Below are 12809 nucleotides of genomic sequence, written 5' to 3' on the forward strand. Positions count from 1 at the left end.
ACATATCAATGTTTAGTATAAGTATTGATAGATTTCTTATCTTCCCCTAAATCAACAATTAATAGACAAGTACCAGGCTAACATTATCCTGATAATCCCCCGGAGTTCGCTGATTCTGATTGGGGTTAATCACGGCGTGAAAAGGTACGAGTTGCGCGGCACCAGTGCCCAAACCGGGTTGCATTGAACTTGCATCCCACAGTGTGGTGCCGGAGGCACTCTGGTACAGTTGATATTGCAGATAGTCAGTGGTGCTGGCGGAGTTCAGTTTCATTTGCCGCCAATTCGTCACTGGGTTATCCCCCGGCGTGACATAAGTATTAAAGGTGGAGCCTTTGGTACAGGTGAGAGTGATATTTTGGCTGATTGGATTAAATTGTCCAACTAATGCAAAGCTGCCAAAATTGACATCAGGGGCGCTATTGATGGCGCAATCTTTGCTGACCACCAGTGTTACCGTTACTGACGAGATATCGGTATTCGTCCCATTGCCAACCCAGGAACCTATGCACCCTCCCAGCACGTTCAGTACTTTGCAAATATTGTAATTCCAGGCCAGATTGATCTCGTCTGTATAGGTTCCTGCACTGATATTTGTACTAATGACGTCATTATTTCCAGTACGAATGTAGATGGGCAAATTTGCGTTCAGAGAACCTAAGCTAATGGATAGCAAACTTGAACTTGCATAATCCAATTTACCGCCGATAGGCAACGCGGGGCTGAAGGTGCCGGTACGATAAATTGAGTAAGGAATCAGGTCGCCAGCTGCATTTTTGAGGTTAAGGTTGTTGGTTGTGCCGGATATTGTTGCGGACAAAGTAAATGACCCTAATAACGTAATTGAGATTAATGCCCCTGGGCAGGTCATTGCCGTTGCTCCCTGAGCATTAACCGCGGTGCTACCTGCGGTTACAGATGAACTGGGTGGTAGGGTGACAGTCCCGGGTGAGAACGTGCAGGAGTCAGCCCGAACCGGGGGAGAAATAAACCCTATCAGTAATATCAGCAAAGCGATAATGCCAGAGAGGTTCTCCACCAGTCTGAGACTAACTTTATTATGGGTCATATATTCTCCATTTTTCCGCTGTGATTGACTTATTTACAGATGACAGTGCCGATATCCTGTATTCCTGTGCTAGCTTTTAGGGCGAATTGCAAATAGCAACGAGTGCCATTGTCAGCCCGGATTATTTTCAGCTTATTTTGTGGTTTAGCTTGTTCAATATAAGTAATGCCATCCCAACCAACATAACTGACGGGTTTGGTTTCAGAGGTAAATACCGGGCTACCCTTAGGCAAGTCTTTACCTGACTCATCGGTAATACGCAGTGTTGCGGAGGTAATTTGTTCTAATGGGAAGTCGATTAAATAACCACTGCGTTCGCTAATAGCCAGACGCCGTTCAACTTCAGGCATGTTGACATCTGCAGGCAGGCTCATTGGGTCAATCTGAAATTTTGCCTGGTAATAAGAAGTGACATTCGGAATTAATAAATAACCGTCATCGTTAGTTGTTCCGATCAGCTGATTTTCATAACTGACAGGAATTTTGCCAAAACCATGGGTTGATACCAGCGCGAAAGCATCGTTAATGGTGTTACTGGCATAGACGCCATTATTCATTACCACCAGTGATCCGCTGACTTCACCCCAACCTTGGTAATCATTCTCACTGCCATACACGCCAATTCGGCTTTCCATTGCGCGTGTGCGCCAGATAAGGTCGGCTTGCTGATAGCTGCTGCTTTCACCTGTGCCATTGGCGTAAGCCAGATTCCAGCCAAACCCGCCGTTAGTCGGGGTCGCCCGGCTATAGTTTACGCGTTGGCTCCACGCATTATTGGTGTCGCGCACGCTACTGATACTGCCAGCACCCCATTCCCCTAACGGAATACTGAACACCACCTGCGCGTTGTAGCCTTTGCTACCCAGCTCGCGGTTGACTGATAAATAAAAGCTGGTATTACCCAAGATGGTCGTGCTGTAGCTAAGATTGACCAGTCTTGTCCGTTCGCCTAACGCATCACGAACATCAAAGTAACCTGAACCAATAGAGCCATAAGGTCCCAACCCCAGGCTGCCGGTAATTTGATCAGTACGGCGGCTGGGCCGGTATTCACTTTGGTAATTTGCCAAATCACCATAGTTTTCACTGCGGTTAATTCGTTGTGCATTCAGGCTAAAAAACGTATTGCTGTAGCTATAACCTAATGAGTATTGGTTACCACTGCCGCCATAGCGTTGGAACGAGGACGAGGGCTGGGAGTCGATTTCTGTTTCGACGGGCGTTATACCCCCGCCTAAAACTTCGTCATCGGCATGGCTGATGCTGTAAGAACTGTTCAATACACCATAATTTCCGGCGCGCAAACTGATCCCGCCTCCTGCAACATTCAACTGTTTAGCGATATCAGCCCGGCCTTCCAGTGTTAGCCAAGGGGTGGAGCCATAACGGAGCACTCCGGTGGCGACCGGCTCACCATAGTCAGCGGATCGAATGCCATAGTTTTGGCGCAACATGCCACTTGAAACACTAAAGTCCCATAAGCCAGGTTTGAGCAAATCACTGGCAACATAGAAGGGGATTGAGGTGCTAACCTGGCGTCCTAACGCATCGGTGGTCACCACGGTGGCTTGTCCGGCACCGTTAATTCTTGGCCCGTTATCAATAACAAAAGGGCCAGGGTTAACGGCAGCCGATTGGGTTCTAAAATTATCAATGTAAAGGTCTACGGTGCTCGGGATGGCCGCCTGACCAGCAAATTGCGGTAGTGGATAGGTCACTAAATCCGGACGTATAGCGAAATTGCGCGATATCTGAAGCCCGCCCACACGTACTGAGGTACTCCACGCGAGCGAGCCAGTTATCAGATCGCCAGCGGTGTAACTCAACATGCGATGTTCATCATTTAATCGCCACTGGGTGTCGTAACGCACATACCCCTTTTCAACCGTAATGTTATCGGTATCTGTCAGGTTAGTGCGATAAATTCCGGTGTTACTGATTAATCCAAAGTGGTCGAACAGGCGCTGTTCTGTCCAGGCCGACGCATTGCTGGGTTGACCGCTATTATTTCCCTGACTGGCATAGATATCGTAGTTAAATAGTAAGCCGAGGCTGCTTTGCGCCAGATTATAATCCTCTGTTGCAGCAGCATTGACCCGTTGTTGAGGGAGCCATTCGCTCGGAATATCAATGAGTAATCGTTGACTGTCACCTTGATAGGTGACATGAACTTTATCCATGGCATCAATAGCTACTTCGGCAGAATTGGATGTAGTTGCGGGGAAACCAACTGCTTTTAACTGTTCAGGCGTCAAATAATAGTGGCCATCGCGATAAATCACGGGCACAACTTCGCCAAAGTTACGGCCGTTAACCACCAGTTCAAGATATAAGGTAGTGTCAGGCATCACCGCAGCAGATGGCGGAGGCGGCAAGTCATCCCCCCTTACCGTTAGTGGTATAAATACAGGGGATATCATTGAGGCATACATCAATGTCAAAAATGGCGACAGCCTGAATTTGATAATCATCCCAAACCCTAACGTATTAACAGTTATTCCCGTTTATCAACGCCATAGCAGCGTATCAATCAATAGAAGTCCTTCATATGAATCGTCTATTGATGGGGAATCACGATAGGTTTTGGACGACTATTAACCAACGCCGTCAATTGCCCGGTGCTGGCAGACGCTGGAACTTGAAAACGCATTTCATTACCCGGCAGTACATAGCCCATCAATCCACTATTCATGTTTTGATTTTGTAAGCTGACTCGGGATATTCGGGCATGGGTTCGTCCTTGATTACGAATCACTAACCAGGTTTTGCTGTTATCCTGCACCAGTTTGTAACTAAGACTTAGTGGGAAAAAAGTCGCGGGGTTATTGGCATCTTCAGATTGCAAACCATCACCATAGATAAATAGCGGAATGGAGTAACGCATCTGAAACTTCAACCCCATATTCAACGAAGGTGTAGGAGCATCTTCGTTGGGATCTTTTCGCGGGATCTCATCAATCAGCACCCGGAATGCCTGTTCCTGGCCCGCGGGGACTTGTGTATTTTTAATCAGCCGAATCAACTGACGTTTGCCCGGTAAAATAGTGGCAACTGGTGGGCTGGCGATGACAGCAGATTGATTGCTGTAATCTTCTTGTCCGGACTTTTGCTGCCATCCTAAAACTCGAATTTGCATATAAACAGGTTGGCTATCTTTATTTTCCAGCCACAGTGCAGTGGCTTTTTCATGGTTATTTATCACCGGATCGATGGGCCAAATAAGCACCGATGAGGCGGCATAAAGTGGGGGACTGACAAATGCCGCAGCAAATAAAACCAACGATGTACGCGATGTTAATTTAATCATGGTGAACTCCTTGTCGGTAAAATACCCACACTAAATAAAGCGTAATTTAATAAGTGACGGTCACGAGCAGCGTATCGGTATAATTCCCCGCAGTGGGGAATGTGCTACTGGCAAATAATTGCGCATATAAAACGATCTGTTGTAGCGTGCTATTTGCAGTAATAACCTGAGTAGTTCCGCCATTACTGCCATTGCCCCAAATAATGCTGCGAGCACTATCTTGAAATATTTGATAGAACAGATATTCGCCAGTATTACTGTTAACTAAGCGTCTTCCTGCGGAAATATTACCGGTAGTATTTGCACCGCTATTCAGTGCCAGAGTGATACTGGGTGTGCCACTGCATTGAATAATGATCGAGCCGGCGTTCTGACTGGAAACGATATTAATCGCCGTTGATAGTGACGAAATATTACCAAAATTTAGTGTGCCAAAATTGCTGCTATCGGCAGTGCCACTGCCCAAAATGCAACCTGGTAATATTTTTGCTTTGACAGCAAAGGGGCTGGATAACGTTTCCGCATAACTGCCTGTTATGGGCAAGCCAAGCAGACTAAGTAGAAGTAGTTGAGTTAAGGTGGGGAAAAAAGAGTGATGTGCCATTTTGCATCCCCTACCAATTAACCGTGACTTGAATGGTATCGGTATAAACTCCTGCCGCTGGCGTACTTTGTATCGGGATCAAACCATAGACGGGGAGGATAACGGGCTGCCCGCTGGCAACCTGTGAAACACCTACCGTATTATCCCAAATATGGCTGTGCGCGGAGTCGGTATACAGGTTGTAATTCACATGCTGACTTGTTGGCCCACCCGACAAATAACGGCCATTGACGTTGCTGCTTTGTCCGGCACTGAGCAATACGGTAAAGCTGGTGTTTTTGCTGCATTGTACGGAAATTGCCCCTGCGTTAGCTTGGCCGGTAACGGCTATCGGGCGGTTTAGCACAGTGACTGAGCCAAAATTCAATGTGCCAAAGCTGGTGGCCCCACTGACTGCCGTACCCGCAATACAGGTAGGTAATAATGTGGCATTGACAGTGATATTGGCAGTTTTTGATACGGCATAAGCCGGATAAGTTTGCAGTAACAGCAGACTGGCGATTACCCCTAACAATAGGTTTTTATCGTCGTTTATCAGCGAATTATCCGGTTCTATATCCAATGTCATACCCACTACCAATTCACAGTCACGTTTACTGTGTCGGTATAGGTGTTGACCCCTGGGGTTGTCTGTGCTGGAACTTCGCTATAAACCGTGAGAGGAATAGCGGTGCCGATTGCAGTTGCGGTTCCGGTGAGCAGGTCTGAACCGGAAGATCCCCAGGCTTGGGTATAGCCGCTATCTTTAAACAAGTTATAGTTCACAAACTCAGAACCGCCGGATAGACGGCGTTGGGTCGTTAAAGCATGTGCACCATTGTCTATTCCGATATTGTAAGCAGTACCGGCACTACAGTATAAATTCAGCGCACCATTGGTTGTGCTGCTATAGGGCTGTCTGATTCGGGTATTCAAGGTAGAAACAGTACCGAAATTAATCGTACCTAAGCTGGTTATCCCGCCAGGAGCCGTTCCATCATTGATATAACATCCCGTAATAATGGTTAATGTCGCGCCTAGCGTCCCGGTAACTGAACCTGCACTTTCTACTGACGGAGCTGATTGTAATAAAACCATTGCACCTAGAATAAGTAAGGGTTTCTTCATTGTTTCTTCCTTAATCATAAAATTTGCAGCCAGGTAATCTAGAGTTGAGTTGAGCCAATAACGTAGCGCAACTGATGTTTTCGACACTAATCATTAAAAAATCTAGATAATTAATTAATAGCAGCAAGATGCAAAAAGTGTTCAATATTAATCAGAAAATTACTCATCCATCTCATATTTATCATTTATTGTGTTTTTTCATTGAAAAATGACAGGGGGCATTTAATCCCTACATTCAAGATTAATTGATGTTTTATGGTTTTAATTCTTAATGTGAATCCTTTCAGCAGCGACATCAACTCGCCCCCTCAATGGGATGGGAAATATTTATTGATTAGATTTTTTTCTTAAGTGGATTGCAGAGATTCCTAACGCTATCGCCGCTAATAGTGCCGCAACGCCGTAAGTCAATTGCATTCCCTGGATAATATTCGTCGCAGTTGCCAGTTGAATATCTTGAGAGGCCGACGCGAAGGCAAAAATAGCCCCCATAACCGAGGCACCGGTGATCAACCCAAGGTTGCGGGAAAGGTTGAGCATGCCGGAAACAACCCCCCGTTGATCTGCGCTGACAGATTTAATCATTAAGGTATTGTTGGCGGTCTGGAAAATGGCATAACCGGCCGTAATCAGGCAAACCGGGACCACATAGGCCAGTACCCCCCAGCTTGAGGGGATTATCGCTAATATCATGGCGCCGAAAGTGATACCGCCCAATCCGCCAGTAACCATTATTTTAGCGCCTAATTTATCCACTCCATAGCCCGCGGGAATCCCGCTCAGCGCCGCGACTATCGGGCCAGCCGACATCGCTAAACCAACCCAGTGCGCCGGTAAACCCAGTGCGCGTGAAAGATAAAACGGCCCGACAATCAATGTGGTCATCATGATGGTAGTGACCAACGTGCTCATGATTAAACTGCCGCGCAACACTGAATGGCGCATCATGGCGGTTTGAATTAAGGGGAATTTCACCCTTTTTTCTGCCCAGCCAAAAAGCCCAACACCGATGGCCGCCCCTGCTAATAATGCTAAATTACGCGCATCAAATCTGCCATGACCCCACGTCATTGATAGTGCATACAGCGCAAGAGTCAGACCCAACAGCAACATTCCTATGGGATCAAAACCAGATTGTGATTGAGTGAATGAAGTCCGATTGCCGGGTAAGTAACGCGATATCAGGAACAGAGCCAGTAGCCCAAAAGGGATATTGATTAAGAACATGGCAGGCCAACCGAACCCGGCAATGAGTATGCCGCCGAGAGAGGGGCCAAGGGCAGTACCAATAGCTGATACCGTGCCGAGCATACCCATAACACGCCCGGTTTTTTCTTGATTAACCGTTTCACCAACCAATGCCAATGTCAGTGTCATCATGGCGGCGGCACCTAACCCTTGTAAGACGCGGGCGGCAATCAGTATCCCTATTGTGGGTGCCAATGCACAACCCACCGAGGCGACGGTGAATAATCCAATTCCGGCTTTTAGCAACAGGCGCTTGTCAATGATATCGCCCATGCGCCCAATACTGATGGCCGATGTGGTTATCGCCAACAAGTAGGCTAATACCACCCATTGCGCATCCTGAAATGAGGCATTTAAAGCCTGCGTTAATGTGGGCAACCCTACATTGGCAATGCTGGTGGCTAATGACGAAAGCAGCATCGGCAGGGAGAGGCTAAGCACCGTTTTTCGCAGGTCGGTATTTTCAACATTGAGTGAGTTTATATTGCGGGTATTGGCTTTCATGTGGGGATAGCTCCAAATAAGTCTTAGTCAGAGGCTATTCCATTACATGACAGGGCGGAAGACGCACCGAATACAGTTTATTGATGCACTAAACGCTATGTCACCACGGATTGTGCTAGAGTCACTGAATGACAAAACCTGATCTCAATTTATTAATCACACTCAATGTTCTGCTGGCAGAAGGCAGTGTGGTGCGTGCCGCCCAGCGATTGGGGCTAAGTCCATCGGCAATGAGCCGTGCGCTGGCGAGATTACGCCAAACCACCGGTGACCCTTTATTAGTTAGAGCAGGGCGCGCGTTGGTTCCGACACCCAGAGCACTCGAACTACGTGAGCAGGTCAGCCAATTAGTTGAGGGCGCAACAGCAGTGCTGCGCCCGGCGGAGAAACTAAATTTTGCGCAACTGGCGCGTGTTTTCACATTGCGTACCAGTGACGGTTTTGTCGAAAATTTTGGTACGGCGTTGTTGGCACGGGTCAAGCAAGATGCTACGGGGGTGCAACTGCGTTTTATGCAAAAAATGAATAAAGACAGTGCATTACTGCGTGATGGCATTGTCGATCTGGAAACCGGTGTCGTGGGGGCCACGGCTAGCCCTGAGTTGCGCACGCGCGGGTTGTTTCGCGATCACTTTATTGGTGTTGTCAGGGAGGGGCATCCATTGTGTGAAGGGGAGATATCACCTGAGCGATATGCCAGCCAGGGTCATATTATGATTTCACGGCGTCAGGGCCATAAAGGGCCGGTTGATGATGCTTTGCAATTAGTGGGTCTGGAACGAAACGGGATGACTTATGTTGACGGTATCTCGACCGCGTTGGCATTAGTGAAAGGGTCGGATTTGGTTGCCACGGTTCCCGAACGCCATACACAGAATTTACGCAGCGGGCTGTTCAGCTTTTCTCTGCCGATAACCTCACCGGTTATCATGGTATCTATGCTCTGGCACCCACGGATGGAAGCTGATCCGGCGCATCGTTGGTTGCGCCAATGTGTGCTGGATGTGTGTGGTGATGACCATCAGGGCGGCGTAACCTTACCGCCCTGATAGGCCACCGCACTAGAAGTGCGGTATCGCCGTTCCCCAGTTGCGCCAGTCTTTAGGCTCTTGCGGGTTAAGCAGGAAGTGTTGATTCACACTGGCTTTTGGTGCCAGTGGTGTCGTTGGCGGTGTGGCGAAAGCAATGCCACCGCGAATAAACTGCTGGAAAGTACCACTTTTCACTACTCCGCCGGTCAGACCAAATTCAAGGTTATAGCCTGATGCCAGCCAGAAGACGCTGTTTTGCCGTACTAATTGCTGGTATTTCTGACTGATGCGCAGGGAAACCTGTACTCGATCAGACATCGCTCCCAGATTAAATCCGGTCACTGTGCCCACTTCCAGCCCTCGGAACAGAACCGGTGTGCCCACCTGTAATGACCCAGCCTCGGCGGTATCAAGGATAATGCTCAGGCCATCAAGATAGCGCGAATCCGTAATGGTGGCGGTTTGCAGCTCAAAAGTGCGCAATATGCCACCTTTGCCCGGCTCTACATTAATGTAGGGCTGGAACAGGGTATCCAGGTTATTAACCCCAGCGGCAGAGATTTCCGGTGAAACAATCGAGAAACGGGTGCCAGCACGAGCGAAACTCTGCACATATTCGGGGTAAAGCACCGCTTTGGCGAGCACTTCATTACGCTCAGGGGCTAATTTCAGCGATTCAACCTGACCAATATTGATGCCCAGATAGCGAATGGGCATACCCGCCGCGAGCTTACTGGCATCAAAGGTGCGCAAGATAATCTGGCTGCCGACCGCGCGCGCCGCGGTTTCGTTGGCATAGAGGGTGCGTTTTGCGCCTTTATCCAGCGTGACGCCCTCAAGATTATCAAAGCTGATTGCGCCTTTTAATGCGCGATTCAGCGGGGAGGCTTGCACAGTCAAACCGCTACCGTTCAATTGCACTTTCGCTCCGCCTTCGGCCCAGAAGATACTCTTATCAGTGAGCAGCTTACGGTATTCCGGTTGAATATAAACATCCACTTCGAATTCATTGGCTTTCGGCCTGATCTGAGTAATTTCACCCACCTGGAATTTGCGATACAACACAACTGAACCGGTCTGCACATCAGGCAGGCTGGTGGCGGTTAAGGTGAGGGTGGTTGCCGGGCTATTGCCTAAAATGCCGTCGGTCGCTTTGTCTATGCTGCTGTACAGCGGATACTTACCGAGTGGGTCACCTTTGCTGCCTGGCAGAATTAGAATACCGCCATCAATCCACTCCTGTGCACTGGCCCCCTGTATATCAATGCCATCGATGCCAAGTTTCACATCAAGGCGGCTGTTGACCACAAATTTGCTGTCTTTATGCACCAAATTACGGTATTTCGCTTCAATTGCTGCGGTAAAGCTGACGCCATTGGCTGACAGTTCGCGCGTTAAGACCTGACCAATCTTAATGCCATGCAGCGAGATAGGTTGGCCCACATCAATGCCGTAACTTTCCGGTGCGGTAAGTTGCAATTCGAGGACATTGGGTTGTTGTAACAAGCTCTTACTGCTGGGTAGCACGGTAAAACGCTGCTGTGGCTCACCTTCGCCGGGAATGAGTTCCAATGTATTTCCGGTTAACAGCTCACTCAGTTTGGCATCACTCAGGCTGATACGTGGGCTGTTCATTTCAATACGGGTGCCGGTACGCATTAAATTGACTACGGACGGGTCAATCGTCAGCTCGCCAGTGACTTTGCCCTGCTGCTGGAGTGTCATTTTAGTCAGAGTACCAACTTGTAACCCTTGATAAATCAGCGGGGTACGCCCCTCACTCAAGCTGCTACCGCTGGGTAAATCCAGTGTGATGGCGACACCGCGCTGGCTGTGTGCCAAATCAGAATAAAGCTGGAAAGGTTGGTCTGGCTTGGCGTGCTGGCTATTGGGCGGGGAGTCAAAAGCGATGGCTCCATTGACCAATGCGGCCAGACTTTCCATTTGCACGGACGCACCATTGAGGCTGAAATCGCCTTTAAAACCAGACACATTCCAGAAGCGAGTGTCATTTTTGACCAGTTTAGCAAAGCGCCGGTCAATCAGCACATCAATGACGACACCATTGTTATCAGGTGCAATGTTGTAATCATAGACTTTTCCCACTGGAATCTTACGGTAATACACCAGTGAGCCATTATTCAGCGAACCCAGATCTGGCGCATGGAGATGCACCATTAACTCACCGGTATTGAGGCGGAATTTAGGTTGGGTATCCAGTGCGGTGAAGTGACTTTGCGGTTTGCCTTCACCGGGCATCATGCCGATATAGTTACCACCGACCAAGGCATCCAGCCCAGAAACCCCAGCCAATGACGCTTTTGGCGTCACCAACCAAAATTGAGTTCCTTCACGCAACGAGTCTTCCATGTCATTTTTGATGCTGGCGGTGACTTTAATATTACGCAGATCATCATCCAGACTGATGGATTGCACCATCCCGACTTCGACACCTTGATAGCGAATAGGCGTACGCCCCGCGACAATCCCGGCCGCAGACTGGAAATCGATAGTGACTTCCGTGCCACGTTCTTGCCAGTTGTTATAAACCAGCCACCCCGCAATCAGCAGGGCAATAAAAGGCAGCAACCAGAAAGGTGATATCCGGCGTTTATGTTTAATCTGTGCCTCAGTCGGTGTACTCGGCGTTTCCTGTTGCATGTGCATCCCAAATCAATCGGCTATCCAGCCATTCAACAGCAAGGATAGTCAAAATGACCGCAGACCCAAAATAGAAGGCTGCTGGCCCCATAGTAAAGGAAAGGAGCTGATCGCGATTAATCAGCGACATCATTAGTGCAATAACAAAGAGATCCAGCATTGACCAGCGGCCAATCCAGGTAATTAGGCGCAGCAAACGCATTCGCGTTTTCAGGCTGTGCTGTGTCTTTAGATGAATACTCATCAATAATGTTATTAAGACAATGATTTTGGTAAAAGGCACCAGCACACTGGCGATAAACACCACGGCAGCTATCGGCAGATTACCAGATGAAGCGAGCGAAACCACACCGGAGAAAATAGTATCCTCCATGCGCGTGCCGTTGGCATAAACAATTGATATCGGCAATAGATTGGCGGGCAGCAGTAACACGATAGATGCAATTAACGCCGCCCAGGTTTTTTGGATGCTGTGACGGCGGCGATGGCGTAAAGGAATGTGACAACGCGGGCATCGGCCGAGAGCATCAGGGTGTCCGGTATAATGACAGGATAAACAGACGCGTAGCGTTTCTCTGGGGCCGGGGGGCTGCTCTTGCGGGTAAAAACGCTCCCACAGTTGTTCCAGATTAAGATGCACCAGCGCCAGAATACTTAGTAATGTTAACGTCAGATAAGCTATTAATCCGGTTCCGGCCATTACATCGGCGTATTCTTTGACTTTAATACAGGCCACCGCCATGCCGATAAGATAGATATCCAGCATCACCCACTCTTTCAATCGCTCCAGCATCAATAAGATTGGCCGCAGGTTCATACCAATTCGGCTGCCAATTCGTAGATAGAGTATTGAAACGGTCAGGGTAATCGGCGCACCCAGAATACAAAACGCCACCATACTGGCGGTGATTGGGTGGCCCTGACGACTCATTTGCCAGATCCCTTCCAGCAAACTGGCATCAATTCGGGTGCCGAGCAGGCGGATAGTAATCAGCGGTTCGGTAAACGCAAATGGCATCAGTAATAGCATAGCGACAGCAATGGCGGTCAGACGGGTCAGTGACCAATCTCGTCCACTGGCAATTTTTGCGCTGCAACGCGGGCAATAGGCGGTTTGCCTGCCATTGAGTGGCGGCAAGGTAAACAGCGCATCACATTGACAGCATCGTTGAACGCGAGCCGTGGACAATGGGCGCTGAATGGCATGTATTTTCATCTATTAAGCACCCTGACACCGGCATCGGTCTGTAAATGGTAAACAGTAAATAGTAAATAATA

The 12809-nt window shown here is 48.6% G+C and carries 10 protein-coding genes; 1 reads left to right on the top strand and 9 read right to left on the bottom strand.

Annotation, left to right across the window (positions count from 1 at the left end):
• Positions 1-58: 58 nt before the first annotated feature.
• From FTB31_RS16890 to FTB31_RS16920, 7 genes are all read right to left on the bottom strand, one after another.
• Positions 59-1069 (bottom strand): Csu type fimbrial protein, encoded by a 1011-nt coding sequence (locus FTB31_RS16890; RefSeq protein ID WP_227731636.1) that lies wholly within the window; start codon positions 1067-1069, stop codon positions 59-61.
• 29 nt (positions 1070-1098) lie between these two features.
• Positions 1099-3540: a fimbria/pilus outer membrane usher protein gene (locus FTB31_RS16895; protein WP_227731637.1), complete on the bottom strand. Its 2442-nt coding sequence runs from the start codon at positions 3538-3540 to the stop codon at positions 1099-1101.
• 86 nt (positions 3541-3626) lie between these two features.
• A complete protein-coding gene (locus tag FTB31_RS16900) occupies positions 3627-4376 on the bottom strand; it encodes a fimbrial biogenesis chaperone (protein WP_050077537.1) in 750 nt (249 codons plus the stop codon).
• Positions 4377-4422: 46 nt separating this feature from the next.
• Positions 4423-4980 carry a Csu type fimbrial protein gene (locus FTB31_RS16905; protein ID WP_077174622.1) on the bottom strand — a complete coding sequence of 186 codons (558 nt, stop codon included), beginning with the start codon at positions 4978-4980 and terminating at the stop codon, positions 4423-4425.
• A 10-nt stretch (positions 4981-4990) separates the two neighbouring features.
• A complete protein-coding gene (locus FTB31_RS16910) occupies positions 4991-5548 on the bottom strand; it encodes a Csu type fimbrial protein (protein ID WP_050077539.1) in 558 nt (185 codons plus the stop codon).
• A 5-nt stretch (positions 5549-5553) separates the two neighbouring features.
• Positions 5554-6105, bottom strand: coding sequence for a Csu type fimbrial protein (locus FTB31_RS16915; protein ID WP_072081856.1), 552 nt, complete (start codon positions 6103-6105; stop codon positions 5554-5556).
• A gap of 309 nt (positions 6106-6414) precedes the next feature.
• The gene (locus tag FTB31_RS16920) at positions 6415-7839 is read right to left on the bottom strand and encodes an MFS transporter (RefSeq protein WP_050077541.1); all 1425 of its coding nucleotides are present in this window, start codon (positions 7837-7839) and stop codon (positions 6415-6417) included.
• A gap of 128 nt (positions 7840-7967) precedes the next feature.
• On the opposite strand from FTB31_RS16920, the gene FTB31_RS16925 reads away from it, so the two are divergent.
• Positions 7968-8888 carry a LysR family transcriptional regulator gene (locus FTB31_RS16925; protein ID WP_227731638.1) on the top strand — a complete coding sequence of 307 codons (921 nt, stop codon included), beginning with the start codon at positions 7968-7970 and terminating at the stop codon, positions 8886-8888.
• A 12-nt stretch (positions 8889-8900) separates the two neighbouring features.
• On the opposite strand, the gene FTB31_RS16930 is transcribed toward FTB31_RS16925, so the two are convergent.
• Entirely contained in the window at positions 8901-11531 is a 2631-nt protein-coding gene (locus FTB31_RS16930) for a PqiB family protein (protein ID WP_227731639.1), read from the bottom strand.
• Positions 11500-12747, bottom strand: a complete 1248-nt coding sequence (gene yebS / locus FTB31_RS16935; protein WP_050077544.1) for a membrane integrity lipid transport subunit YebS — start codon at positions 12745-12747, stop codon at positions 11500-11502. The genes FTB31_RS16930 and yebS overlap by 32 nt, the downstream gene beginning before the upstream one ends.
• Positions 12748-12809: the final 62 nt, after the last annotated feature.

The sequence above is a fragment of the Yersinia proxima genome (genome assembly GCF_902170785.1).
Taxonomy (GTDB): Bacteria; Pseudomonadota; Gammaproteobacteria; order Enterobacterales; family Enterobacteriaceae; genus Yersinia; species Yersinia proxima.